The sequence below is a fragment of the Leucobacter sp. USHLN153 genome, assembly GCF_037145615.1.
Lineage (GTDB): Bacteria > Actinomycetota > Actinomycetes > Actinomycetales > Microbacteriaceae > Leucobacter.
On record NZ_JBBCXE010000003.1, the window covers coordinates 220,044 to 245,050 of the forward strand.

Below are 25,007 nucleotides of genomic sequence, written 5' to 3' on the forward strand. Positions count from 1 at the left end.
GGGCCCTCTCGCCCGCGAACACGCGGTAGCCGTTACCCACCGGAGCCATGAGCGCCGCGCCGCGAGGAGTGATCAAATCGAACTGGGAACGCGCCAGGGTGGCTGCGATTTCGCATCGATAAGATCGGCCGCATGACGAATGCCACTGGAATGGGCCGCGCCTACGTTTGGATCGCATTCATCGAGGCCTTCACCTGGGCAGGGCTCCTCGTCGGAATGTTCTTGAAGTACATCACCGAGACCACGCCGATGGTGGTGACAGTATTCGGGTCGCTGCACGGCGCCGCGTTCATCGCATACGTCGGGATCACGATCGCCACGGCGATCCGCATGCGCTGGTCGTGGATCGTGGCGCTGGTCGCGCTCGCCGCGTCAGTGCCGCCGCTGTTCACCATCCCGATGGAGATCTGGCTGCGCCGCACCGGCCGCCTGAGCGCTCCGCGCCTCGCGGCCGCGCGGGCGTCCGCCTAACTCCCCTGCTCCGCCGCCGCGCTGCGCCCGGCTGCGCTCATGGGATCGGGGTAGATTGCGACGCGTGTCGCGGCCCCTTCCCGCCCGACACCCAACGCAAGTTACCCCGCTCGCATTAGGGGGGGGTGGGCGGCGACTCGCTGGGTGCGGTGCTGTTGAAGCGTGCACAGGGTGCGGCACGGGGCCGACGGCAGCAACTTTTCCACATTGGCTTTGGCGACGGCGTCCACAGGGCATGCCGCCGCCAAACTGGCGTCGTGACGCGTCGAATGCCCATCCCACAGCAGCCCGGCGCCTACCGCGTTGCGGAGCTTCGTGCCGCGGGCGTGCCAGCACATCGGCTTCGCGCAGCAGACGTGCGACGTGTTGAGCGAGGGATCGTGCTGCACCCCGATTTCAGTTACGACCAATTCGACTACCGTCAAAGGTGTATCGCGGTGGGGATGTCGCTGAAGGCAGAGCACTTTCTGTCGCGGCGATCCGCTGCGGCGATCTGGGGGATCCCGGCCCCGCAACCATCCGGCGGCCGTATCGATGTTGCGTCATTCGGTCCTCACCGCGCGCCACAACTACGTTCAATCGCAGGACACCGGGTCCGGAATGGCACCGTGACCTGGGCCTCGACAGACGGTATCACAACGCCCGCGCCCGCAGATATCTGGTGCCAGCTCGCGGCCGTCGTCTCCCTTACCGAGCTTGTTGCGGCAGGAGACTTTCTACTCTCGGGGTCGCGCATCGTGAACGGGCAGGGCCAACGTACCTCACCGCTCTGCGACCTCAAAGCTCTCTCGGATGCGAGGAAGCGGCACCGGAACACGCTGGGGGCGCCGTTGCGACACCGAGCGATCGCGCTGCTTCGCGCGCCCGTCGATTCTCCGCAAGAGTCCTTCCTTCGACTGACGATCATCGACGCAGGGTTCGAAGAACCGATCGTGAACTGCCCTGTTTCCACTCGCGACCGGGTGTTTCACGCTGATCTCGGCTACCCCCAGCTCCGAATTGCGATCGAGTACGAGGGTCGGCACCATTTCAGTGGCTTACAGCAGGCGGAGTTTGACCTCCACAGGCGCCGGCTGATGGCTGAAGCGGGGTGGACGGTGATCCAAGTCACGCACAAAGACATTCTCGATCCGCGCGCGTTTCTCCGCGCGCTCGCTGCGGCGGTCTCCAAGTCGCGCGCACGCCACTGATTCTGCTCGAATAGCGTTGAACCGTCCTTCGTTGCCCACGGGTCTGCCCACGTGGAATCGGGGTAAGTTTCGGCGTGTGTTGCGGCGATCTGCCGTGCGACACGCGTCGAAACTTACCCCGATCGCAGGGGTTGCGGGGCGGCGGGGCGGGGCGCCTACCCGTGGTGCACGGGGTGGCGGCGCTCCAGCGCTGAGCCCTCCACGTCGACGTTCGGGATGATGCGGTCGAGCCACCGCGGCAGCCACCACGCACCGCGTCCCACCAGGTGCATGAGCGCCGGCACGAGCAGCATGCGCACGACGAACGCGTCGAACAGCACGCCCAGCGCGAGTCCAAAGCCCATCGACTTGATCATCACCGAGTCCGACGCGATGAAGCCGCCGAACACCGCCACCATGATGATCGCCGCCGCGATCACGACCGTGCGCCCCGCCCGGAAGCCCTGCGCCACCGCGAGCCGCGCGGGCGCCCCGTGCGCGTACGCCTCGCGCATGCCCGTCGCGAGGAAGAGCTGATAGTCCATCGCGAGCCCGAAGAGAATTCCGACGAGGATCACCGGAAGGAAACTGAGGATCGGCCCTGGGTTGTGCACGCCGAGCACATCGCCCAGCCAGCCCCACTGGAACACCGCGGTCACGGCGCCGTACGTCGCGAATAGCGACAGCACGAAGCCACCCGTCGCGATGAGCGGCACGACGAGCGAGCGGAACACCATCACCATGATGAGGAACGACAACCCGACGACCACCGCGAGGTAGAGCGGCAGCACGTCCTGCAGACCCTCCGAGATGTCGATGTTGATCGCAGCCTGGCCCGCGACCCCGAGCTCGATGTCGCCGTCGACGGGCGGCAGCTCGCGCAGTTCGCGCACGAGCGCCTCGGTCGAGAGGCTGTTCGGGCCCTCCACGGGCACCACCTGGAAGGCCGCCAACCGCTCGTCGTCGGAGACCGCGACGGGGGCGACGGCATCGACGTCGTCGAGAGACGCGAGCTTGCTGGCGACCGCGAGCTGCGCGTCGAGTACACCGTCGTCGTCGAGCCCGTCCGGAAGATCCGCCGTGATGAGCAGCGGACCGTTGACGCCCTCGCCGAAAGCTCCGTTCGTCAGCGTGTACGCCTGGTACGCGGTCGAGCCTTCGGCCTCCGATCCGCCGTCGGGCAGGCCGAGCCGCATCGACATCGACGGGATCGCGACGACGAGCAGCACGACCGTGGTGACCACCGCGGTGAGGATCGCGCGCGCGTTCGTCATGGGCTTCACGCCGAGGTTCGCATCCGGAGCCGAGACAGCCTCACCCGCGGTCACGCCTGCCGCCGCAGCGGAGACAGCGTCACCCGCGGTCGCGCTCGCTGCCGCCGCCGCTGCGGCCCGAGCCCGTGCGCGCTTGCCGAGCAGACGCGTGCCCGCGAGCCCGAGCAGCGCAGGGGTCAGCGAGATCGCGATGAGCACGGCGACCGCAACGCTCACGGCACCCGCCGTGCCCATCAGCCCGAGGAACGGGATGCCCGTGATGTTGAGCGCGAGCAGCGCCACGATCACGGTCGTGCCCGCGAAGACGACGGCGTTGCCGGCGGTGCCGTTGGCGAGGCCGATCGACTCGACGACCCCCGCGCCCTGCAGCAGCTGCTTGCGGTGGCGGTACAGGATGAAGAGCGAGTAGTCGATGCCGACCGCGAGCCCCAGCATCACCCCGAGAATCGGCGTGACCGAGGCCATTTGCGTCACGCCCGAGAACGCGAGGGTCGCCATCGCGCCGATGCCGACGCCCACGAGCGCGGTGACGATGGGGAACGCGGCGGCCAGGATCGAGCCGAGCACCACCACGAGCACGATCGCCGCCAGCACCACGCCGATCGCCTCGCCGACGCCGAGAATCTCGGGCACGCCCTGTGAGATGTCGGTCGAGATCGCCACCTCGACGCCGTCGATGTCGGCGCCATCGAAGTGCTCGACGACGGCGTCCTTCGTCTCCTGCGACAGGTCGAGGCGCGGCTCGGTGAACGATACGTTGACAAGCGCGGTCGCGTCATCGTCGGCGACCACTCGAATGTTCTCCGCGTACGACGCGAGCTCGGCACCCTTCTCGAGCTTCTCCTGGTTGGCGTCGAGCTTCGCGACCCCCTCGTCGAGCTTCTTCTGCTGCGCGTCGAGTTCCGCGTTCCCGGCGTCGAGCTGCTGCTGCTGGGCCTCGAGCGCCGCGAGCTGAGGCGCGCGCTGCTCATCGGGCATTTCGATCGCGGCGAGCTGCGCGTTCGCGGCGTCGAGCTGCTGCTGACCGGCGAGCACCTGCTGGCGTGCGGCCTCGAGCTGCTGCTGGCCGGCCTCGATCTCGGCGCGGCCGTCCTCGATCTTCTGGCGGCCGTCCTCGATCTCCTGCTGCTGGTCTCGGAGCTGCTGCTGCGCATCGAATGGATCGATGACGTCGGCGACGTGGGGCAGATCCTTCGCCTCTTCGGCGAGCTCGGAGATGGCGGATCGCTGCGCGTCGGTCAGCGGAGTCCCGTCCTCTGAGTGGAAGACGACCGTCCCGGACGCGCCGCTGAAGTCGGGCAGCGACGCCTCGAGCTCCTCGAGCACCTTGCCCGACGCGGTGCCCGGCACGTCGAAACTCGAGCTCAGTCCCTTGAACCCGAGCAGGAAACCGCCGCCGGCAACACCGAGGATCACGATCCACGCGACGATCACCGCCCACGCGCGCTTCGCGGCAAACGTTCCCAGACGGTGAAGCAACTCGGCCATGCACTCTCCCTTAATTCGAGAGGCGGCTGCTCGGCCGCCATCATCGTCGACCAGCACGGGTAAGATAACACGGACCGTCTCGTCTTTACTGGGAGGAGCTGCCTTGCGCGCCACCACGCGATCCGGCCCAGTGCGGAGCGAAGCTGCGCGCCGGGCGATCCTTTCCGCCGCCGTCGAACTGCTCGCCGAGCGCGGATACGATCAGCTCGCGATCGAGGCCATCGCGTCGCGAGCGGGGGTCGGCAAGCAGACGATCTACCGCTGGTGGGGTTCGAAGAGCGCGATCATCGCCGAGGCTCTGCTCGAGGGCATGATCCTGCGCGAGCGGCTCGACGTGCCGAACACGGGCGACATCCGCGCGGATCTCGGCGCGTGGTTGCGTGAGATCGGTGATGTGCTGTTGAGCAAGCAGGGGCAGGGCCTCGCGCGATCCCTCATCGCCGCCGCGACCGACAATGCCGAGGTGGGCCAGCGGTTGCGGGATGCGATCGCCGGCTCGGGAGCGCTGTCGACGCGGCTCACGGCGGCGATCGAAAACGAGTCGCGCCTCGCCGCGGACGCGCCCATCGACGAGATCGCCGAATCACTCGTCGGCGCGTTGCTGCTCCGGGCGCTCAGCCGCTCGCAGCTCGACGACGACGCGATCGAGGGGCTGATCACCGTCGCCCTCGGCCACGCCGGCTAGCGCTGCCGCCGTTGCCGACGCCGACGCACGTGCGATCGGGGTAAGTTGTGACGCGTGTCGCCATGTTCAGCGGCCCGACACGCGCTGAAAGTTACCTCGATCGCAGGGGTGGAGGGGTTCAGAGGCGGGCGCGGCGGCGGGGGCGCGTAGCGCTACGCGACGCGGGCGCGGATGCCGGCGAGGAGCAGGTCGAGACCGCGGTCGAACAGGCGGCGGTTTCGCTCGGCACCGCTCGGGTGATCCGCCATCAACCCCTGCAGCACCTCGCCCGCGCTCGCGGGGTCGAGAATCGTCGCGGGCGAGAGCGTATCGAGGGCGGCTCCGAACGTAAAGGCGTCGATCACTTCGATGGTGGTCAGGATCTCACCGCGCGGCAGCCCCGCCTCCACGAGCGCCTCGGCGAGCGCGTTGTAGAAGCGCATCACGTCGGGCTCGTCGATCACCGAAGTGAGCATGTACTGGAGCGCTCGCGGGTGATCCGCGTACATGCGCCAGGAGCGCTCGACCTCCGCGCGGATCCGCGACTCCCACCCGGCGTCGGCCGGCACCGCGGCGAGATAGCGCGGCACGAGCACCTCGCGCATGGCGCGGATCACGCCGTCTCGTCCGTTCACATGGTGGTAGAGGGACGAGACGCTGACGCCGAGTTTCTGAGCAAGCGGCACGAGTTGCAGTTCGCGGCCCGACTCCGCGAGCTCGATCGCGGCGCGTCCGATGATCTCGCGGCTCAGTCGAGCCGTTCTCGGTCGTGCCACGTGCGTCTCCGGTCTGGGTCGGGGCCTGGATCGCAGGCCGGGTAGGTGCGGGGCGGGCCCGGCAGTGCTGGGCTCGCCCGTAGGGCTGGGCCTACCAGCGCGGCACGCGTCCGGGCGCACGGCTTCGGGCCGATCCGCACCCCTGTTTGACAGATCCTCCCACACGGAGGAACATGTACGCAGCAAAACCGAAACAGATTCGGTTTACGACACCACCGGCGCCGTCGCCGGAGAATTGAGCACCGTTGACTACGCCCGCGATCGAAGCAGATCCCCGGTTCCCCCTGACGCTCCGCAACGGCAGCGCCACCTTCATCATTGCGCTCGCGAGCCTGATGATGGCGAACCTCGCACCGTTCATCATCACCGCGCTCGGCAGCATGGGCTTCGACCCGGTCGCCGCCGGCAACATCCTCACCTGGGCGCTGCTGGCTTCGGCGGTCGTCGGCCTCGGCACCGGTCGCGTCGCCTCCGGCCGTCTGCGCCGCCCGCTCGCCATCGCGGGCCTCGTCGTTGCGGTCATCGCGTTCGGCCTCGCCACCTTCGTGCAGTCGGCGCCGGTTGCGGTCACCGGCCTCATCGTCGGCGGCGCGGGCGTGGGCACGGCCATCTCGACCTCGGGCGCCGCGATCGCGGCACTGCGCAACCCCAACCGCGTCTCGGCGACGAGCGGCTTGGTGAACCGCGCGCTCATCACGGTGATCCTCGCGGTCATTCCGCTCGTCGGCATCTCGCACGGCAGCGTCTTCGGCACGCTTGCTCTGATCTCGCTCGTGGGCCTCGCGCTCGCGGTCTGGCTCCCCGAAGCACCCGAGCACGCGGCGCCCGTCGACGTCACGAGCAGCCTGCAGATCGCCGAGCCGCGCCGCATCACGATCGCCGGCGTCGCGATCCTGTTCCTCTTCCCGATCTGGGGCACGAGCGAGGATGCGATCTGGACAATGGCGCCGGTGATGGGTGACGTGCTCGGGATCGCCGAGCAGCCCCTCGGCTTCACGCTGAGCCTGGCCGCGGGCGGCGGGATCCTGGGCATGGTCGTCGCCGCGATCATCGGCGACCGCTTCGGCCGCGCCTGGCCGCTCACCATCGCGCTCATCATCGGCGGCGCGCTGAAGGTGTGGACGGGCCTCACCACCGATGCCACCACTTTCGCCGTGCTCATCATCGCGGTGAGTTCGATCTACGCCTTCGCCTTCGCACTCTTCATCGCGACCGCGGCCGGTCTCGATGCGCGCGGCCGTTGGTCCGGGCCGCTGCTCGGCGCCTACCTCGTCGGCTCGAGCTTCGCGCCGCTCATCGGCGGGCTCTTCATCGAGTGGTTCGGCGTCGCCGGCTTCACCCTCATCACGGGCATCGTCAGCTTCGCGGTCATCGTGCCGGTCGCGCTCGTTGCGCGCGTATCGACCGGCGCCGAGCGGGCGCTGGCGCGAGCGTCGGCGTTGCAGCCCGAGGTCGCGCGGGTCTGAGTGCGGATCGCGCGGCCTTCACGGCGCCGCGCGATCCGGCCCGTCAGCGAACCACCACCCCTACAACCCCTGCGATCGGGGTAAGTTGTGACGCGTGTCGCCATGTGCAGCGGCCCGACACGCGCCGAAAGTTACCCCGCACGCAGAAGTACAGCAGTCGCAAGCCAACCGAACCGCAGCCAGTCGAACCGAACCGAACCGAAAGCGAGCCTCATGTCCGCCCCCATCACCGTGTACCGCAACGCCGCCATCTTCACCGGGTCTGCCGATGAGCCGACGCAGGAAAGCTTCGCCGTGCAGGACGACCGCGTGCTCGCCGTCGGGAGCTTCGACGCTGTGAACACCGCCGCGCGGGAAGCGGCGGGCGCAGCCGACTCCGAGGTGCGGGAGATCGACCTCGCCGGCGCCTTCGTCACCCCCGGCATCATCGAGGGGCACGCGCACATGATGATGCTGGGCGAGGCGCTCGGCAAGGTGCAGCTGCGCGACGCCGAGACCGTGGCAGAGGTGCAGCGCCGGCTCGCGGAGGCGCGGCGGGCGCAGCCCGACGCGTCGATCCTCACCGGTGTCAGCTGGCGATTCGACATCTTCGAACCGGGTGAACGCCCCACCGCAGCCATGATCGACGAGGTCGTCGCTGACGTTCCGGTGGTGCTCGATGCGAACGACTTGCACTCCGTTTGGGTGAACACCGCCGCGCTCGAGGCGATGGGCATCACGCGAGAGACCCCGGATCCGGTGGGCGGAGAGATCGTACGCGATGAGAACGGCGACGCGACGGGCTTCCTGCTCGAGACGGCGGCAGTGAAGCACGCGTGGGGATACCTGGAGGAGGTCGCAACCGACGAGGATCGCGACCGCTTCCTCGACAACGCGTTCTCGGCCTACCTCGCGACGGGAGTCACCGGCGCGACTGAGATGTCGCTGGGTCACGCGGACCTCGAGGCGTATCGCCGCATCCTCGACCGCGACGGCCGACTCCCGTTCCCGGTGAACGCGCACTGGCTGCTCACGGCGTCGGGTGATCTCGAGACGGATCTCGCCGAGATCGCGGAGGTCGTGCGCATCCGAGACGAGATCGCGGAGACCTACGGCGACACGTGGCTTCGTATTGCGGGCGTCAAGTTCATCCTCGACGGTGTGATCGACGCGTGCACCGCCGCGATGCGCGCGCCCTACGCGAACGGCGCCATGCCGGGTCCGATCTGGGAGCGGGAGTTCGCGCTGCCCGTCGCGGTCGCAGCGGATGCCGCTGGGTTGCAGTTCGCGCTGCACGCGATCGGCGACGAGGCGAGCACCATCGCGCTCGACATGATCGCGGAGGCAGAGCGCGTGAACGGCCCCAACCCAAACCGCCGCCCCCGCGTCGAGCACCTCGAGTACGTGGCCGACGACACGATCGCGCGCATGGCCGAGCTCGGCGTCACCGCCTCGATGCAGCCCGTGCACTGCGACCCCGCGGTGCTCGACAACTGGCAGGCCGTGCTGGGCGACGAGCGGGCGACCACCGGATTCCCGTGGCACAAGTTCCGCGAGGCCGGCGTGCACATCGCGCTCGGCACCGACGCACCGACCGCGCCCCACGAAGCGCCCGACAACCTGTTCATCGCGCTCACCGCGAAGTCGGCACTTGAGCGCGACCGCGCGCCGTATCAGCCTGAGCGCGTCTTCACGCCTGAGCAGGCGCTCGAGGCGCTCACGCTGGGAACGGCCTACGCGACCCGTTGGGAGAGCGAGCTCGGTAGGGTCGCCGCGGGGTATCGCGCGAACTTCGTGGTGTGGGGCGTGAACCCGCTGACCGAGGCGCCTGAACTGCTGCTCGGCGCCGAGGCGGTTCTGACGGCGGTTGACGGCCAGATCGCGACCCCCGCCGAGTAGGGCGAAGCGAGCGACGCCCCGCGATCCTGCCCGACTCAGCCGACTCCCTGGCGCGCGCCCAGTGCAGCCGACAGAATGGGGCAATGAGTAACGAGGAGGCACGCGCCGAGACCGGCGTGGAGTGCGAGCGGGTCGATTTCTCGTTCACCGACGAGCACGGTGTCGAGATCCAGTGCTATGAGTGGCGGGCGACGGATCCCCTGGGCGTCGTGCAGCTCGCGCACGGCGTGGGCGAGCACGCCCTGCGCTACGAGGCGTTCGCGCGGCACCTGGTCGGGGCGGGATTCACCGTCGTTGCGAACGATCACCGCGGACACGGTGAGACCGGTCGGCGTCAGCACGCGGGCGATCTCGCGCGCCTCGGCAAGCTGGGACCGGGCGGTCTGCTCGCGGCCGAGGCGGCTGTGAGGCACCTCGCCGGCCTCGCCCGGGAGCGGCACTCGGGCCTTCCGCTCGCGCTCTTCGCGCATTCCTGGGGGTCGCTCATGGCGCAGCGGATCCTCAACGAGCACCCCCGCACGTGGGACGCGGTCGTGCTCTCGGGGTCGGCCTTCCGCACCTTCCGCCACATGGAGAGCGGGAACCTCAACGCGGCGTGGGTGAAGGAGCAGAAGACCGGCTTCGAATGGTTGAGTCGCGTCGAGCGCGTCGGCGAGGCGTTCGTGCGGGATCCCCTCTGCTTCGAGGCCGACATTCTGAAGCTCTTCGGTGTCGCTGACGGCCTGCGACTCTTCGGGAAGCCGGGCGCGGGATTGGCGCCGGAGGTGCCGATCCTCATCGCTTCCGGCTCCGACGACCCGCTAAGTCGTGGCAATGGCGTGCAGTTGCTCGCTGAGGCGTTCCGCGCGAAGGGCGTGCGCGACGTCACGGCGAAGGTGTATCCGGGCGCGCGTCACGAGATTCTGAACGAGGAGAACCGCGACGAGGTCTTCGCCGATGTGACGACCTGGATCCAGGAGCGGATCGCAAGCGATTGAGGCGGCGCTCCCGCGGGCGTACGCTGAACCCATGAGCACGCACGGCGAGTACAAGGTCCCGGGGGGCAAGCTGGTCGTCGTCGATTTCGACGTCGTCGATGACCAGATTCGCGATTTCCGGCTCTCGGGGGATTTCTTCCTCGAGCCCGACGACGCACTCGACTGCATCAATGAGGCGATCGAGGGCATGCACCCGAACGGCACGATCGAGGAGTTCTCGACCGCGATCTCGCAGAAGCTGCCGAAGGAGGTGCACCTGCTCGGCTTCACTCCCGATTCGGTGGGCGTCGCGATCCGCCGCGCTGTGACCGGGGCCGCGCACTGGCGCGACTACGACTGGCAGATTCTCCACGAGCCGCCCGTCGCACCCGTGCTCAACGCCGCGCTCGACGAGGTACTCACCGCAGCGGTTGGCGAAGGGCTGCGCGGCCCGACGCTGCGCATCTGGGAGTGGAACGCTCCCGCGGTGTTCATCGGCAGCTTCCAATCGGTGAAGAACGAGGTCGACGAGGAGCAGGCGGCAGCGCGGCACGCGCAGATCGTGCGACGCATCTCGGGCGGCGGTGCCATGTACATGGAGCCTGAAGCGTGCATCACCTACGCGCTCTATGTGCCGGGCGAGCTGGTGCGGGGCATGAGCTTCGCCGACTCGTACGCGTACCTCGACGAGTGGGTGCTCGAGGCGCTGAAGTCGCTCGGCATCGACGCGGTGTACAAGCCGCTGAACGACATCACGAGCCCGCACGGCAAGATCGGCGGGGCGGCGCAGAAGCGTCTCGGGTCGGGCGCGGTACTGCACCACGTGACCATGGCGTACGACATGGACCCCGAGGCGATGACCGAGGTGCTGCGGATCGGGCGCGAAAAGCTCTCGGACAAGGGCACGGCGAGCGCCCAGAAGCGCGTGGATCCGCTGCGCAGTCAGACCGGGCTCACGCGCGAGGAGATCATCGACCGCATGGTCGAGGTGTTCAAGCGTCGCCACGGCGGCACCGACGGCGAAGTCACCGAGGGTGAGTGGGATGCGGCGGAGCGCCTCGTCGAGAAGAAGTTCTTGACGGAGGAGTGGATCCGTCGCGTTCCGTAGCGGGTCGGCGCGGCGGGCGGCTGTGCGATGGGCGGCTGTGCGTTGGGCTGGCTGTGCGGCGGGCGGGCTGGCCGCTCGGCGGCGCGCCGCAGTCAGGGGGCGCGCTGCCAACCGGTCTGATGAACTAAGGTTCGAGGATCACCTTGCCCGTCGTCGCCCGCGACTCCAACTGTTCGTGAGCGTAACCCGCCTCAGCGAGCGGGAAGCGCGCGCCGATGCGGAAGTCGAGCGTTCCGTCCGCGATCGCATCGAAGATTTCGCCGTAGCGCCACGCGCGCTCTTCGGGCGAGAGTAAATAGTGCACCAAGCCCGGTCGAATGATCGACAGGGATCCGCCGACGAACAAGCGCTGCAGATCGAACGGCGGCACCGGCCCGCTCGCCGCGCCGAACAGCACGAGCTCGCCGCGGGTGCGCAACGAGGCGAGGGAAGCGTCGAACGTTCGCGCACCCACGCTGTCATAGACGACCGCGACTCCCCGACCGTCCGTGAGTTCGCGGGCACGGTCGGCGAAGTCGTCGTAGTCGAGTGCCTCGGTGGCTCCCGCCGCGAGGCTGAGTTCACGCTTCTCCTCCGTTGACGCCGTCGTCAGCACACGGACGCCGCGCGCAACGAGCACCTGTGTGAGGAGCAGGCCAACGCCGCCGGCGCCCGCGTGAATGACGACCGTCTCGCCCTCTCGGGGGTTCGCGGCGGAGTTCGCAAGGTAGTGGGCGCTGAGCCCCTGCAAAGGAATCGCTGCGGCCACGTCGTGCGGGATACCTTCCGGCACGTGCACGGCGCATTCTGCCGGAACGACGAATCGCTCGGCGTAGGTGCGCACGCCTTCGGAGGTGGTGACGACGTCGCCCGGCTCGAACCCCTCGACGCCCGCGCCCACCTCGAGCACAACGCCGGCGCCCTCAGTGCCAGGCGTGAACGGATAGTCGACGGCGTACTCGCCCGAGCGCTGATGGATTTCGAGGAAGTTGACGCCCGCGGCGCGCGTCTGCACGAGCAGTTCACCCGGGCCTGCCTCCGGGCTCTCGACCTCGGTGAACTGCAACAGCTCAGGGCCACCCGGGTGGGCAACCGTAATCGCATGCATCTTTGCCATGGCTGAGAGCCTACGCTGCGCTCCCTGTGGCCGCACCTGTTTCATCCGCCGTCTCGCGGCGCATGCTTTACGGGTTGCGTGCGGGAGCAATGGGCTCGAGCAAGCGCGCTGTGCGTCTAGGGTTCGAGGATCACCTTGCCCGTCGTCGCCCGCGACTCCAACTGTTCGTGAGCGTAACCTGCCTCAGCGAGCGGGAAGCGCGCCCCGATGCGGAAGTCGAGCCTTCCCGCCGCGATCGCGTCGAAGATCTCGGCGTAGCGCCACGCGCGCTCTTCGGGCGTGCGGAGGAAGTGACCGAGCGACGGGCGGGTGACCGAGAGGGATCCCCCGGCGTTCAAGCGCTGCAGATCGAACGGCGGCACCGGGCCACTCGCCGCGCCGAAGAGCACGAGCTCGCCGCGGACGCGCAGCGCGGTGAGGGAGTCGTCGAAGGTGCGGGCGCCGACGCCGTCGTACACCACCGCGACGCCCTCGCCGTTCGTCGCTTCGCGGGCTCGCTCGGCGAAGTCGTCGTAACCGAAGACCTCGGTCGCTCCAGCCGCCAGGCTCAGCTCGCGCTTCTCCTCGGTTGAGGTCGTCGTGAACACGCGCACTCCGCGAGCGACGAGCAGTTGGGTGAGGATCAGGCCGACTCCGCCAGCGCCCGCGTGCACGATCACGGTGTCGCCCTGCTGGGGCTGCGCCGCCGAGGTCGCGAGGTACTGCGCGGTGAGCCCCTGCAGCGGGATCGCGGCCGCGACATCGTGCGGGATGCCTCCGGGCACGTGCACCGCGGCCTCCGCCGGAACGACGAAGCGTTGAGCGTACGTGCGCGACCCTTCGGCCGTGGTCACGACGTCGCCGGGCGCGTAGCCCTCGACGCCTGGGCCGACCTCAAGGACGACGCCGGAGGCCTCTGCACCGGGGGTGAACGGGTAGTCGACCTGGTAAGCGCCCGAACGATGGTACGTGTCGATGAAGTTCACGCCCACCGCGCGCGTCTGCACGAGGAGTTCGCCGGGGCCGGCCGTCGGACTCTCGACCTCGATGAACTCCAGCAGCTCGGGGCCGCCGGCGTGGGGAACGGAGATCGCGCGCATCGTCGTCATGCGTTCGAGCCTACGCCGCGGCCCGCCGACCCGCACCTGCCGCCGTCGAGATGGGATCGGGGTAACTTGCGCAGCGTGTCGCGCCATCAGAAGGTGCGACACGCGTCGAAAGTTACCCCGATCGCAGGGGTTTGGGGCGGCGGCAGGCGCCGGGCAGGCGCGGGGCCGGTCAGCGGGTGCGGCGGGCGCGGGTCACGGCGAAGAGCGTGAGCGCGAGGCCCGCAAGCGCCCAGAGCACGAGCGAGATCGCGGCGCCGCCGGCCGATGTCGCACCGGTCGCGATCGCCTGGAACCCGGCGCTCGCGGCGCCGAGCGGGCTGAAGTCGCCGACTGCGGCGAGCGCTCCGGGCACCGTCGAGACGATCCCGACCGCAAACGCGACGACGAGCAGCGCGAACGCGATGAACTTGCCAAAACCACGAAGCAGCGCGGAGAGCCCCTGCACGACGAGCGCGAAAGCGACCCCTGCGAGCAGAGCGAAGCCGAAGAACTGCGCGCCCTGACCGAAGTCGTACCCGAGCGCGATGGGCAACACCGCGCCAGCGATCGCGCCCTGGGCGGCGCCGAGTGCCGCAGCCGGAAGCGCGCTGCGGACCGTGATGAACCCGACGCCTCGTGCCGCCTCGCGCGTACGCCGCCACAGCGGTGCGAGGGTCAGGAACGCGGCGAGCGCACCGGCCCAGAGCGCAACACCGGTGAAGAGCGGGACGCCGGACGCGTTGAAGAGTTCGTCGCTCCCGCCTTCTGCCAGGACGGGGGTCGCGGCGGTTCGGGCGAGCTGTGCGCGCTCGTCGTCGCTGGTCTGCGGCACCGACTGCGCGGCGCTGTTCAGGCCCGCTGCGAGGTCCTGCGCACCGGAAGCAGACTGCTCTGTGCCCTCGGCGAGCTGCGTCGCGCCTTCCGCGAGCTGCGGGGTCTGCTCGGCGAGCTGCGTCGTTCCGGATGCGAGCTCGGATGCGCCCGTCGAGAGCTGGGTGGTGCCCGAAGCGAGTTCGTTCGCGCCGCCCGCGAGCTGGGCGGCACCGTCCGAGACGCCGGCAGCGCCCGACGCGAGGTCCGACGCCCCCTGGGCGAGCTGGGCTCCCTGCTCGGCGAAGCCACTGAGTCCCGCCCCGAACTCGGCGAGACCGCTGTTCAGCTGGTCGAGCTGAGCGATGGGATCGCCACCCGTGCCGCCGTCACCGGCGACGCCCTGCAAGCCGGCCATCGCGTCGCCGAGCCCCGACGCACCCGACCCCGCGAGCCCGACACCCGTGCCGATCTCACCGGCGCGGTTCTGGAGCGTCGCCGCCATTTGATCGCAGAACGCGGGGTCAGCCCCCGACGCGGCGCACTCCGCGTAGAGCGTTGCGATATCGGCGCCGAGCCCCTCGGTGGCAGCGCCCGCGTCGGTCAAACCCTGCTGGAGCTGCTGCTGCGGCTCCGCCACTGCGACCTGCAAACCCGTGAGTGCGGTGACGAGCGACTGCAGCTGGGTCACAGCGCCCTGCGCCCCCGAGGAGAGCTGAGCGTACGAGTCCGACAGCTGCGACGCTCCCCCGACATAGGCGGCGACGCCCTCCGAAAGCGAAGCTGCGCCCTCTGACAGCTGCGAGGCGCCGCCCGCGAGCCCCCCGGCGCCGTCGGCCAGCTGGGTCGCACCGCCCGCGAGCGCTCCGGTGCCGTCGGCGAGTTGAGTCGCACCGCTCGCGAGTTCGCCTGTGCCATCAGCGAGCTGCTGCGTACCATCCGCGAGCTGCGATGCGCCCTCAGCGAGCTGGCCACCGCCGCGCGCGAGCTGGGCCGCACCGTCGGCGGCCTCACCGACCCCGTCGCCGAGTTCGTTGAATCCGACGTACACGCCGTCGACGAATTGCTCACCCAGCTGCTCGTTCATTACGCGCGTCGCTGTTTGCGTCACGATGCTCGACAGGGCGGTGTCGACGAGTCGGCCCCGGTCGCTCTCGGTGACGTCGATGCGAGCCTGCCGGGCCTCCGACGCGTCCCCCGACAGCGAGGTCGCATCTGCGGAGAAGGTCTTGGGGATCGTCACGACGGTCGCGTACCGACCATCATCGATTCCCGCCTGCGCGTCGTCGGCGTCGGTGAGCACCCAAGTGAAGTTCTGGCGTTCGCCGGAACCCGAAGCACCGGACTCACCGCCGTCCGCGCCCGCAGGGTCGCCGATCAGCTCACCCGCGAGCACGCGACCGAGCGGCACGGTCTGCCCATCGAGTTCGACCGCCTCATCGAGGTTGACCACGGCCGCCGTCACGTTGTGCAGACGCTCGGTGGGGTTCCACAGCCCCCAGAGGAGCACACCGGCGACCGTGAGCGGCACGAGCAGGATGCCGAGAATCGTGCTCCAGTGCGGGGTGCGCTGCGTCTTCTGTCGCGTGAGCGCGGCGGTCATCGTACGGCTCCTTCTGCCAGGTCATTCGGAATGTTCAGACGCGCGGTTGCGTCGGCGCCGAGCGCGTCCGCACGCAGGAGAGTGCCGCTCGGTCGCACCAGCACCGTGCTGTCAGGCAGGATCCGCTGCGCAAGCGCAGCCTCTCCGAGCACGATCACGGTCAACTCAGGTACGACCCCGCGCGCGGCCGAAGACTGCTGCGCGACGAGCGCCGAGCGCATGTCTTCCAGCACCGCGAGAGGAACCCCAGACGCACCGGCCGCACCCGCCTCCCGGAGGTCGAGCACGAGCACGGCTGGGCGATCCTGGAGGGCCTCGCGCAGCGACTCGGGGGTCGCCCACGCGGTTCGCGCACGCACAGTCGCCGCGCGCTCGGGCAACAGAAGACCCGCGACCTTCGCCGTGCCCGCGAGGAGCGGTCCGCGGCCGGTCAGCGCAGCGGCGAGCGGTGCGATGGAGGCCGACTGCGCAGAGTCGCGCGGGTCGAGCACCAGGGCCTCGCCCGGTGCGACCCGGGTCGCCGGCACGACGAGGCCACCAGGCAGTTCCGCGTCGTCGACGGCGATGCGCGCGTGCGGCATGTCGGCCGGCCACTCGGCGTGCGAGATCTCGCGAGCGAGCCCCTCGCCCTCGACATCGAACGACGGCAGCACGCGGTCGAGCCACCGAGGCATCCGCCAGGCGCGGTTACCAAGCAGGGCCAGCACTGCGGGAACCAGGGTCATGCGCACGATGAAGGCATCGACGAACACTCCCACGGCGAGACCGAGCGCGATGACCTTAATACTCGGGTCGCCTTCGGGAACGAACGCCGCGAAAACCGCGAACATGATGAGCGCGGCAGCGGTCACGACCTTCGCGCTGCCGACGAAGCCCCGGCGGATCGCGGTCTGCGCATCGGCACCGTGCACGTACTCCTCGCGAATGCGCGAGACGAGGAACACCTCGTAGTCCATCGCGAGCCCGAAGAGCACGCCCATCAAGATGATCGGCATGAAGCTCAGCACGGGCCCGGTCGAGGGAACGTTGAGCGCGTCGGCGAGCCAGCCCCACTGGAACACAGCGACTACCGCGCCGAAGGCGGCGCCCACGGAGAGCAGGTACCCGAGCGTCGCCTTGATCGGCACCCACACGGAGCGGAACACCATCGCGAGAAGGATAAGCGAGAGGCCCACGACCAGCACGCCGAACGGCAGCAGCGCCTCCCCCAGCAGGTTCGACACGTCGATACCCACGGCCGTAAAGCCAGTCACCGCGAGGCTGACGCCGTACCGATCGAGCCACTCATCGTGGTGCGCGCGCAGCTCCGCGACGAGCTCGGACGTGCTCTCCGCCTGCGGCCCCTCCTCGGGGACGACCTGGATGATGCCCGTGTCGGCGTTCTGGTTCGGGGTCGCAAGCGGCACGTCGTGCACGCCGGGGAGCGCGCGCACCTCGTCCGCGAGATCCTCCATGAGCCCCAGCGGGTCCTCGCTCGTGATGATCGACCCCGTGAGAATCAGCGGCCCGTTCGCACCCTCGCCGAAGTGCTCGCCGGTCAGCTCATAGGTCACGCGCGCGGGGTCCGTCTCCTCGAGCGTCTCCGCGCCCGGAAGCGCGAGGCGCAGCTGCGTCATCGGAATCGCCGCGACGCCCAGCACGACCAGCACCGCGAGGATGGTCGCGACCGGCTTCGCGGTCACGCCGCGCACCCATCCCGAGAAGAATCGATCGGCGCGGCTCGGGCCGTGAGAAGCGCGGGGCGGATCCGCCAGCCCCTCTGCACCCCCAACACCCTCGGCGAGCGCCGCGCGCTGCTTCTTGGGCAGGATCCGCATCCCCACCATCGCGAGGATCGCGGGTGTGAGCGTCACACCGATGAGCACCGCGACCGCGACGCCAGCCGCTGCTGCGACGCCCAGCGCCGTAAGGAACGGAACACCCGCGACCGACAGGCCGACCAGCGCAATGATGACGGTGAGCCCGGCGAAGACCACCGCGGAGCCACTCGTCGCCGTTGCTCGCGCGATCGACTCGGTGACGCCGAGTCCCGAACGCAACTGCTCCTGGTGCCGGCTCACGATGAAGAGGGTGTAGTCGATGCCGACGGCGAGGCCGAGCATCAGGGCGAGCATCGGGGTCGTAGACGTCATCTCGGCGAACGCGGTCGTCACGAACAGGCCCGCGATCGTGATGCCGACGCCGATGATCGCGATGATGAGCGGCATTCCAGCGGCGACGAGGGACCCGAGCGTGAACAGCAGCACGACGAACGCAATGACAACGCCGAGCGCCTCGGTGGCGGTGAACCCCGGGATCGAGGTAGAGAACACATCACCGCCGTACGAGACCTCGCTGCCCGAGGGGAGCTGATCCCGCAGCTGCTCTGTCACACGCTCGACGCCCTGAGTCGTCGCCTCGGACACGTCGCTCTGCCCGCCCGCGATCTGGATCGTAAGCAGGGCCGCCTGCTCGTCGTCGCTCATGCCGCTGGGCGCTTCCGCTGCGAACGGGAACGAGACCGCGTTCACGTCGTCGAGCTGCTCCAGATCGCTCGCGGCGTCGATGATGGCACCCCTATAGGGCTCCTGGTCGAGGCTCTCACCCTCGGGGGCAACCACGATGATCGTTGCGCTCGTTCCGCTCACCTCGGGGAAGGTGCGTGCGAGTGAGTCGATGGCCTCCTGGGACTCCGTGCCCGGGATCGAGATGGGCCCATCCGCGCCCTGCGAGAAGAGACCGGCGCCGATGCCCAGTACCGCGAGGATCGCGATCCACGTGGCGAGCACGAGCCACTTGGCGCGCGTCGCCCAGAGTCCGATGGCGTGCAGCAGAGTGGACATCTGGCCCTTTCAATGGAATGGTCGCGCGGCTCGCAGAGGCTCCGCCCGGGCTGGCCGCCGAGCGCAACATGTACGGTGCAGAGTTTCGGGCTCGATACACGAACGTATCGGGCGTAGATACATCAGTGTATCGTCGCGAATACACTGATGTATCGGAGAGTGCTGGGCAGACGGAAACTGTGGAGAAGTCGGGACCGCGGTAGGTTGTGGACAGTTCTTGTTTGTCGAGCGGGGCGGACCACGGAGTGCCCACTGAGCTTCGGGAGCACGACTCCCGAGGCGCGGGATGCACGTGGGTGGCGGCTAGCGGCCCGAGCAGGGTGAGTCCACAGGGGGTGTGCGCGGTGATGCGGAGGGATCCGCCGCCGCGAGAGTAGGGAGATTGCGACATGAAGCTGATTCAGAGCGAGGAAACGGAGGCGACTGCCGAAGCGACTGCCGAAGCGCGGCCCGAAGCCTCTGCGAATGCAGCGCCCGAGGCTCCGACTGCGCGCCGACTCGAAACCCGCACGCGACTGCTCGACGCAGCGACCGAGGTGTTCGCGGAGGAGGGCGTGCAGGCGGCGAGCGTCGAACACGTGTGCGCTCGGGCCGGCTTCTCCCGCGGAGCGTTCTACTCGAACTTCTCAACCAAGGAGGAGCTGTTTCTCGCGGTGCTCGAGCGCGAGTTCGACCGTCGCGCCCGGGAAACTGAGGAGTTGATCGCCGAACTGCGACCTGCGCTCCAGGAGTTGCAGGGGCGCATCGCTCCGGAGCAAGCGGCGCAGTACATCACGCGGTTCATCGCGCCGAAGGAGAGCGACCGCGGCTGGGCGATGCTCGAGACCGAGTTCACGCTGCTCGCGATGCGCGATCCCGAAATCGCGCCGGGGTACGTTTGGTTGGTCGAGCGCTCGATGTCGAACTACGCGGCGCTCATCGAGTCGGCGGTGACTGCGGCGGGGCGCCGCTTCACGCTGCCCGTGGACCGTGCCACCGAGCTCATCGCCGGGATGTGCGAGCGGGCGATCCGCGGAGCGGCGCTCGATGCGGGCGGAACGGGTGAGGGCGGTGCGGTCGATGCGCTCCCGCACCGCATCGGCGAGCTGCTGCTCGCGCTCACAATACCCAGCGGCACCGACTGAGCTTCAGAAATACAGTTCCCGCGGAAAGTGATCGCGGGACGCTGAATCGGTGCGTGAAGGTAAGAACGCTGCGCCGATCCGCCGCGGTCGGCCAGTAGTGGTGGGCAAGCCCCCGCATAACCACAACAACTGACCGGCCCAGGAATAGGGGCTGACCGCTAGGTACGTGACTGACCGGCCGATCACAAGGAGAGAACGCCCAGGTGGCACACGCTCCCCTAGAATCGAACACGTGCTGCTCTCCGATCGCGACATCAACGCCGAACTCGAGTCCGGACGCATCGGGCTCACCCCGAGCGAGCCGTCGATGGTGCAGCCGTCGAGCGTCGACGTGCGCCTCGACCGCTACTTCCGCCTCTTCGACAACCACAAGTACGCAGTCATCGACCCGGCCGAGGAGCAGCCCGAGCTCACCCGCCTCATCGAGGTCGACCCGGCCGAAGGCTTCATCCTGCACCCGGGCGAGTTCGTGCTCGGCTCGACGTTCGAGCAGGTCTCCCTCCCCGACGACATCGCCGCCCGCCTCGAGGGCAAGAGCTCGCTCGGCCGCCTGGGTCTCCTCACCCACTCGACCGCGGGCTTCATCGACCCCGGATTCACGGGCCACGTGACGCTCGAGCTGTCGAATGTGGCGACGCTTCCGATCCGCCTCTGGCCCGGCATGAAGATCGGCCAGCTGTGCTTCTTCAAGCTGTCGTCGCCCGCAGAACGGCCCTACGGATCGGGCGCGACCTTCTCGCGCTACCTCGGCCAACGCGGACCCACCGCCTCGCGCTCGCACCTGAACTTCCACCGCGCCGATGTCACGGCGACCGAGGCGGGCGCGGCCGGCGAATAGAGGGTCGGGGGGCGGATCGGCACCGCCGCCCACACACTTCCCGCCCTCAGCAGCACCGAGCTCAGCAGCACTGGTGTGCTCACACCAGAAAGTGTGCTGAAGGTGAAGGCCACCAGCAAGGCCAGCAGCGCGCACCCTACCGCCGGCGCGACCCCACTCGAGCGTCGCGCCCGGCCTGCTCGGCCAGCATCGCATTGTAAGCTTCCAGCTCGGCATCGCCGCTGCGATCCGCCGCCCGGTCTTTGCGCTTCTGCTCTCGCTCATCGCTGCGCGACCACTGCAACGCCACGACCAGCGCGAGCGCGAGCGTCGGCAGCTCGCCGATGCCCCACGCGATGCCGCCGCCCGTCGACTGATCCTCGAGCGGAGGCGCCCCCCACGTGCGCCCCATCGCGCCGTACCAGTCGGCGAGCAGCAGCCCGTCCCCGGTCATGAGTGTCACGCCGAAGAACGCGTGCGACGCCATTGTCGCGAACAACGTCACGATGCGCAGCGGGTACGGGAAGCGGTACGGCACCGGGTCGACGCCGATCATCGACAGGTTGAAGAGGTAGCCCGAGATCAAGAAGTGGATGATCATCCACTGGTGCCCGATGTGCTCCTCCGCGGCCCAACGGGCGACGGGCGTGAAGTAGAACACCCACAGCGATCCCGAGAACATGACGGCCGCGAAGGCCGGGTGCGTGACGACCTTCGAGAACGGGGTCTGCACGGCCCAGAGGATCCACTCGCGCGCGCCCCACGAACCGTCCGAGCGTTTGCGGGTCGCCCGCAGCGCGAGCGTCAGCGGGGCGCCGAGCACGAGGAAGAGCGGGATCAGCATCGTCAGCATCATGTGCCCGAGCATGTGCACGCTGAAGAGGTACTGCTCGTACGCGTTGAGCGCGCCGTTCGTCGTGTAACCGAGCATCAGAATGCCGAAGACCCAGGCGGTCGTGCGGCCCGCGGACCAGCGGTCGCCCCGGCGCGCGAGGCGGATCACGGCGAGCAAGTACATTCCGATGCCGAACACGCACACGAGCACCCACAGCAGGTCGAAGCGCCACTCGGTGAGGTACCGCAGCGGGGTCAGCTCGGGGGGCAGCGGATCGCCGGTAAGCCATTCCGCCGGGCTGATTCCGCCGGGCTGATCCCTCACTGGCTCGAGCGCGACGGGCGTCGCGGTGCGGCCCAGGGCCCCGGCGACGCCGCTCGCGATTCCGAGGACCGCCAGCTCACTCACGACGAACCAGACGAACGGCCGTAGCCCCTTCGCGGACTCGGCGATACGCGGGATCAGGCGCGTGCGCTGCAGCGCGCCGAACGCGCCGAGCACCACGAGCGCCCCCGTCTTCAGCAGCACGAGCTCACCGTAGCCGGTGCTGAAGAGCGCGTCCCAGCTGCCGAGCCGCAGCACGGCGCTCACCACACCCGACGCGGCGACGCCGATGAACGCGAGCAGCGCGAGGCTCGAGTAGCGCTCGGTGAGCGTCGCGAGGCGCCGGTGGTCGACGGATCGGGCGACGAATGCGAGCGTGAGCAGCCCGCCGAGCCACACCGCGGCGCCCACGATATGCACGAGCAGCGCATTGACGGCGGCAGCGTGCCCGGATGCGCCGGCGGCGTGGCCCTGCTGGGCGAGCGGGAGCGTTGTCGAGAGCGCGGCGACCAGCACGAGCAGCATGAGCTTGCGGCCGCGCACCGCGAAGGCGAGCACCGCGGTCACCGCGGCGAGCAGCAGCTCGAGCAGCCAGTACTGGCCGAGTTCGATCTCGGTGAGGAACTGGGCGAGCCCCGCGCCGAACGTGTCGTCGGTCGAGAACGCCTGTCCCGAGACGTCCATGTAGGTGAAGAGGGTCGCGGCGGCACTGCCGACGGTGAGCACGGCGGCGGATCCCGCAGCAAGGTCCATCGCCAGACGTGTCTCGGCGCGCTCGCTCGCGAACGCCCACACGGCCATCACAACGGAGCCGATGAGGCCCGCCATCGCGACGTTCACGATCGTGCGGCTGATCGGAACACCGTAGCGCACGATCGCGCCCGGGTCGGCCAACGTACGCTCTGCGGCTGCCCCGCCGATCGCGAGGCCCGCCCAGAGCGCCATGAGCGTCGCCGCGAGCAGCGCGGCAGGGGCGAGTACGCGGAGGTTTCGGGGCACCCGACTAGCCTACGCGCTGCCCGTTGGGAGCCCGGTGCGCGCCGGGCGCTGCCGTCCTTCGCCACAAACAACGAAACCCCCCGATCGCCAGGCGATCGAGGGGTTCGAAGAAAACTGAGTTACTTGACCGCAGCCTTGAGCTTCGAGCCAACCGAGACCTTCACGCGCTTGCCAGCGGGGATGTCGATGGTCTCGCCGGTGCGGGGGTTACGGCCGGTGCGAGCAGCGGTGGTCGCGGTCTCGAAGGAGATCCAGCCGGGGATCGAAACCTTGTCGCCCGAAGCAACCGTCTCGGAAACAGCGGAGAACAGTCCGTCGATCACGCTGGAGACGGCGGCCTGGCTCTGGCCGGTCTCGGCAGCGATCTTGGCGACGAGCTCGGTCTTGTTGAGTGCCATGTTGTTTCCTTCCAAGGCGCCTAGCCGGAGCGGCCTCGCCTCTAGATCTTGGTACTGGATTCCCCCCGGGTGAGGGGTCCGATCGAGTGATCGGTACGAATCTACCCCAATTTGGCGGAATGATGCGGAACTTCACTCGGAAATTCCCCAGGGAGAGCCCCCTGCAGCCTCGGATTTCGCTCTGAACGCAAATTGGGCGCGGATCCCGGAGGATCCACGCCCAAATTTCGCGAGTAGGTCAGCTCAAGAGCTAACCAGCATCAGCCATCGCGCTGTTACCAGCTCGACTGCGCCGATAATCGCGCTGTTACCAGCTCGACTTCGTGATGCCGGGGAGCTCGCCACGGTGGGCCATGTCGCGGAAGCGCACACGGGAGACACCGTACTTCGTGAGGACGCCACGGGGGCGGCCGTCGATGACGTCGCGGCTGCGCACGCGCACCGGCGATGCGTTGCGGGGCAGCTTCTGCAGACCCACGCGTGCAGCCTCGCGGCTCTCGTCGGTCCCGTTCGGGTCCACGAGGGCCTTCTTCAGCTCGAGGCGCTTCTCCGCGTAGCGGGCAACGATCGCCTGGCGCTGCTTGTTCTTCGCAATCATGCTCTTCTTCGCCATGATTAACGCTCCTCTCGGAACTCGACGTGCTTGCGGATGACCGGGTCGTACTTCTTGAGCACGAGGCGATCAGGGGTGTTGCGGCGGTTCTTCTTCGTCACGTAGGTGAACCCGGTGCCTGCCGTTGAGCGGAGCTTGATGATCGGACGTACGTCCTTGTCCTTCGCCATTAGAACTTCACCCCACGCTTCTGCAGATCAGCAACCACTGCCTCGATGCCGCGGGCATCGATGACCTTGATGCCCTTAGCCGACAGGGTGAGCGTCACCTTGCGGCCGAGTGAGGGCACGAAGTAGGTCTTCTTCTGGATGTTCGGATCGAACCGACGCTTGGTGCGACGGTGCGAGTGCGAAATGTTGTGTCCGAAGCCGGGAACGGCTCCAGTCACCTGGCACACTGCTGCCATGATGTTTCCTCTCATACCGTGAGACCGGACGGCCTCACCCAAGATTTCTTGTCTGCACGAGCCGGCCTCCGATCGAACTTCCGATCTCGGGGCGAACAGCTCACGCGGTCTGTGCACTGGGACGGCGCACAGCCAAACATCAAGCGTACGCTACGCACGGCGTGAGCGCAAACGCTGAGCGCGGCGGCGGATCACTACACCTGCTGCACCTCAAGTTTCAGGCGGGCGAGTCGGTTCTCGGCCTGGGCGTGCGCAAGTGTCTCTTGTTCGAGCACGTACTCGAGGTCAACCAGATTCGTGCGCAGGATCTTCACGACGTCGTCGAACTCGGCCCGTGCCGCCGCTTCCTCGCCGACCTGCCGCTCGGCTTCGCGCAGGCGCACCTGTTCAGCGGAGAGCGACTCGTTGACGCGGTGCAGGCTCTGGCGAATGATGTCGATCTCGGATTCGACTGCGCGCTTCTCGTGCACGACGGTCTTAAGGTCTTCTTCTGCTTCAATGCGCGCGAGCTGGAGCCGCTCCGCCTCTTTGTCGGCGAGGCGTCGCTCCCAGTCGAGGGCGGAGCTCCCTGCGCCTCCCGCACCGGCCGAGGAGTGCGGCCCAGCGCCGTCGCCCCCCTTCGGTGATTTCGGTTGGGGCAGTCGAATGCTGTCGCGGGCCGCACCGTAATGGGCGTCCTGCCGCTCGATCCATTCTTTGAGCACTGACGACGCGTTGGGGTGCTTCACGACATGTTCGCGGAGGTTCACGAACCGCGCGGCGATCTCCGCGAGTTGCGGTGACGGGGTGCTGGGGAGTTTCAGGAGGCCGAGCGCGGCCTCCTGCGTCATCTTGGCTGACATG

21 protein-coding genes are annotated in these 25,007 nt (G+C 68.7%); 9 read left to right on the top strand and 12 right to left on the bottom strand.

Going from position 1 to position 25,007, the window contains the following annotated elements:
- The first annotated feature begins 132 nt into the window (after nucleotides 1–132).
- Together WFH00_RS06825 and WFH00_RS06830 are read left to right on the top strand one after the other, a co-directional pair.
- Nucleotides 133–471 (top strand): DUF3817 domain-containing protein, encoded by a 339-nt coding sequence (locus WFH00_RS06825; protein ID WP_336659963.1) that lies wholly within the window; start codon nucleotides 133–135, stop codon nucleotides 469–471.
- 608 nt (nucleotides 472–1,079) lie between these two features.
- Nucleotides 1,080–1,661 carry a hypothetical protein gene (locus WFH00_RS06830; RefSeq protein ID WP_336659964.1) on the top strand — a complete coding sequence of 194 codons (582 nt, stop codon included), beginning with the start codon at nucleotides 1,080–1,082 and terminating at the stop codon, nucleotides 1,659–1,661.
- Between the two features lie 155 nt (nucleotides 1,662–1,816).
- On the opposite strand, the gene WFH00_RS06835 is transcribed toward WFH00_RS06830, so the two are convergent.
- Nucleotides 1,817–4,402, bottom strand: a complete 2,586-nt coding sequence (locus WFH00_RS06835) for an MMPL family transporter (RefSeq protein WP_336659965.1) — start codon at nucleotides 4,400–4,402, stop codon at nucleotides 1,817–1,819.
- Between the two features lie 103 nt (nucleotides 4,403–4,505).
- Here WFH00_RS06835 and WFH00_RS06840 point away from each other — a divergent pair, with 103 nt between their 5' ends.
- On the top strand, nucleotides 4,506–5,087 hold the full coding sequence (locus WFH00_RS06840) for a TetR/AcrR family transcriptional regulator (protein ID WP_336659966.1): 582 nt from the start codon (nucleotides 4,506–4,508) through the stop codon (nucleotides 5,085–5,087).
- Between the two features lie 152 nt (nucleotides 5,088–5,239).
- Here WFH00_RS06840 and WFH00_RS06845 read toward each other — a convergent pair whose 3' ends face one another.
- On the bottom strand, nucleotides 5,240–5,842 hold the full coding sequence (locus WFH00_RS06845) for a TetR/AcrR family transcriptional regulator C-terminal domain-containing protein (protein WP_336659967.1): 603 nt from the start codon (nucleotides 5,840–5,842) through the stop codon (nucleotides 5,240–5,242).
- A gap of 245 nt (nucleotides 5,843–6,087) precedes the next feature.
- Between WFH00_RS06845 and WFH00_RS06850 the strand changes: the two genes are divergently transcribed.
- The 4 genes from WFH00_RS06850 (at nucleotide 6,088) to WFH00_RS06865 (ending at nucleotide 11,250) form a co-directional block, all read left to right on the top strand.
- Nucleotides 6,088–7,308 carry an MFS transporter gene (locus tag WFH00_RS06850; RefSeq protein ID WP_336659968.1) on the top strand — a complete coding sequence of 407 codons (1,221 nt, stop codon included), beginning with the start codon at nucleotides 6,088–6,090 and terminating at the stop codon, nucleotides 7,306–7,308.
- 213 nt (nucleotides 7,309–7,521) lie between these two features.
- Nucleotides 7,522–9,186: an amidohydrolase gene (locus WFH00_RS06855; RefSeq protein ID WP_336659969.1), complete on the top strand. Its 1,665-nt coding sequence runs from the start codon at nucleotides 7,522–7,524 to the stop codon at nucleotides 9,184–9,186.
- Nucleotides 9,187–9,269: 83 nt separating this feature from the next.
- Nucleotides 9,270–10,163, top strand: a complete 894-nt coding sequence (locus WFH00_RS06860; protein WP_336659970.1) for an alpha/beta hydrolase — start codon at nucleotides 9,270–9,272, stop codon at nucleotides 10,161–10,163.
- Between the two features lie 31 nt (nucleotides 10,164–10,194).
- Nucleotides 10,195–11,250 (top strand): lipoate--protein ligase family protein, encoded by a 1,056-nt coding sequence (locus tag WFH00_RS06865; protein WP_336659971.1) that lies wholly within the window; start codon nucleotides 10,195–10,197, stop codon nucleotides 11,248–11,250.
- A 124-nt stretch (nucleotides 11,251–11,374) separates the two neighbouring features.
- Here WFH00_RS06865 and WFH00_RS06870 read toward each other — a convergent pair whose 3' ends face one another.
- From WFH00_RS06870 to WFH00_RS06885, 4 genes are all read right to left on the bottom strand, one after another.
- The gene (locus tag WFH00_RS06870) at nucleotides 11,375–12,346 is read right to left on the bottom strand and encodes a quinone oxidoreductase family protein (protein WP_336659972.1); all 972 of its coding nucleotides are present in this window, start codon (nucleotides 12,344–12,346) and stop codon (nucleotides 11,375–11,377) included.
- Between the two features lie 116 nt (nucleotides 12,347–12,462).
- Nucleotides 12,463–13,434, bottom strand: a complete 972-nt coding sequence (locus tag WFH00_RS06875) for a quinone oxidoreductase family protein (protein ID WP_336659973.1) — start codon at nucleotides 13,432–13,434, stop codon at nucleotides 12,463–12,465.
- Nucleotides 13,435–13,603: 169 nt separating this feature from the next.
- Nucleotides 13,604–15,826: a YhgE/Pip domain-containing protein gene (locus WFH00_RS06880; protein WP_336659974.1), complete on the bottom strand. Its 2,223-nt coding sequence runs from the start codon at nucleotides 15,824–15,826 to the stop codon at nucleotides 13,604–13,606.
- Entirely contained in the window at nucleotides 15,823–18,648 is a 2,826-nt protein-coding gene (locus tag WFH00_RS06885; RefSeq protein ID WP_336659975.1) for an MMPL family transporter, read from the bottom strand. The genes WFH00_RS06880 and WFH00_RS06885 overlap by 4 nt, the downstream gene beginning before the upstream one ends.
- A 389-nt stretch (nucleotides 18,649–19,037) precedes the next feature.
- Between WFH00_RS06885 and WFH00_RS06890 the strand changes: the two genes are divergently transcribed.
- A complete protein-coding gene (locus tag WFH00_RS06890; RefSeq protein ID WP_336659977.1) occupies nucleotides 19,038–19,772 on the top strand; it encodes a TetR/AcrR family transcriptional regulator in 735 nt (244 codons plus the stop codon).
- A gap of 232 nt (nucleotides 19,773–20,004) precedes the next feature.
- A complete protein-coding gene (gene dcd, locus WFH00_RS06895; RefSeq protein ID WP_336659978.1) occupies nucleotides 20,005–20,610 on the top strand; it encodes a dCTP deaminase in 606 nt (201 codons plus the stop codon).
- A 136-nt stretch (nucleotides 20,611–20,746) separates the two neighbouring features.
- Here the strand turns inward: dcd and WFH00_RS06900 are convergent, their stop codons facing one another.
- From WFH00_RS06900 to WFH00_RS06925, 6 genes are all read right to left on the bottom strand, one after another.
- Nucleotides 20,747–22,747, bottom strand: coding sequence for a cytochrome c oxidase assembly protein (locus WFH00_RS06900; RefSeq protein ID WP_336659979.1), 2,001 nt, complete (start codon nucleotides 22,745–22,747; stop codon nucleotides 20,747–20,749).
- Nucleotides 22,748–22,866: 119 nt separating this feature from the next.
- Nucleotides 22,867–23,145: an HU family DNA-binding protein gene (locus WFH00_RS06905; protein ID WP_053351518.1), complete on the bottom strand. Its 279-nt coding sequence runs from the start codon at nucleotides 23,143–23,145 to the stop codon at nucleotides 22,867–22,869.
- A 307-nt stretch (nucleotides 23,146–23,452) separates the two neighbouring features.
- The gene (rpsN, locus tag WFH00_RS06910; protein WP_025134217.1) at nucleotides 23,453–23,758 is read right to left on the bottom strand and encodes a 30S ribosomal protein S14; all 306 of its coding nucleotides are present in this window, start codon (nucleotides 23,756–23,758) and stop codon (nucleotides 23,453–23,455) included.
- Between the two features lie 2 nt (nucleotides 23,759–23,760).
- Nucleotides 23,761–23,928, bottom strand: a complete 168-nt coding sequence (rpmG, locus tag WFH00_RS06915; protein ID WP_017884003.1) for a 50S ribosomal protein L33 — start codon at nucleotides 23,926–23,928, stop codon at nucleotides 23,761–23,763.
- Nucleotides 23,928–24,164 carry a 50S ribosomal protein L28 gene (rpmB, locus tag WFH00_RS06920; RefSeq protein ID WP_141887184.1) on the bottom strand — a complete coding sequence of 79 codons (237 nt, stop codon included), beginning with the start codon at nucleotides 24,162–24,164 and terminating at the stop codon, nucleotides 23,928–23,930. Before rpmB ends, rpmG begins: the two co-directional genes overlap by 1 nt.
- Nucleotides 24,165–24,358: 194 nt before the next feature.
- Nucleotides 24,359–25,006, bottom strand: coding sequence for a variant leucine-rich repeat-containing protein (locus WFH00_RS06925; protein WP_336659981.1), 648 nt, complete (start codon nucleotides 25,004–25,006; stop codon nucleotides 24,359–24,361).
- Nucleotide 25,007 lies beyond the last annotated feature (1 nt).

Coding starts and splice junctions, on each gene's coding strand:
- WFH00_RS06885 (WP_336659975.1), bottom strand. CDS start 18,648: ATGTCCACTCTGCTGCACGCCATCGGACTCTGGGCGACGCGCGCCAAG.
- rpsN (WP_025134217.1), bottom strand. CDS start 23,758: ATGGCGAAGAAGAGCATGATTGCGAAGAACAAGCAGCGCCAGGCGATC.
- WFH00_RS06860 (WP_336659970.1), top strand. CDS start 9,270: ATGAGTAACGAGGAGGCACGCGCCGAGACCGGCGTGGAGTGCGAGCGG.
- WFH00_RS06905 (WP_053351518.1), bottom strand. CDS start 23,145: ATGGCACTCAACAAGACCGAGCTCGTCGCCAAGATCGCTGCCGAGACC.
- WFH00_RS06825 (WP_336659963.1), top strand. CDS start 133: ATGACGAATGCCACTGGAATGGGCCGCGCCTACGTTTGGATCGCATTC.
- WFH00_RS06880 (WP_336659974.1), bottom strand. CDS start 15,826: ATGACCGCCGCGCTCACGCGACAGAAGACGCAGCGCACCCCGCACTGG.
- rpmB (WP_141887184.1), bottom strand. CDS start 24,164: ATGGCAGCAGTGTGCCAGGTGACTGGAGCCGTTCCCGGCTTCGGACAC.
- WFH00_RS06865 (WP_336659971.1), top strand. CDS start 10,195: ATGAGCACGCACGGCGAGTACAAGGTCCCGGGGGGCAAGCTGGTCGTC.
- rpmG (WP_017884003.1), bottom strand. CDS start 23,928: ATGGCGAAGGACAAGGACGTACGTCCGATCATCAAGCTCCGCTCAACG.
- WFH00_RS06835 (WP_336659965.1), bottom strand. CDS start 4,402: ATGGCCGAGTTGCTTCACCGTCTGGGAACGTTTGCCGCGAAGCGCGCG.
- WFH00_RS06890 (WP_336659977.1), top strand. CDS start 19,038: ATGAAGCTGATTCAGAGCGAGGAAACGGAGGCGACTGCCGAAGCGACT.
- WFH00_RS06855 (WP_336659969.1), top strand. CDS start 7,522: ATGTCCGCCCCCATCACCGTGTACCGCAACGCCGCCATCTTCACCGGG.
- WFH00_RS06875 (WP_336659973.1), bottom strand. CDS start 13,434: ATGACGACGATGCGCGCGATCTCCGTTCCCCACGCCGGCGGCCCCGAG.
- WFH00_RS06925 (WP_336659981.1), bottom strand. CDS start 25,006: ATGTCAGCCAAGATGACGCAGGAGGCCGCGCTCGGCCTCCTGAAACTC.
- WFH00_RS06870 (WP_336659972.1), bottom strand. CDS start 12,346: ATGGCAAAGATGCATGCGATTACGGTTGCCCACCCGGGTGGCCCTGAG.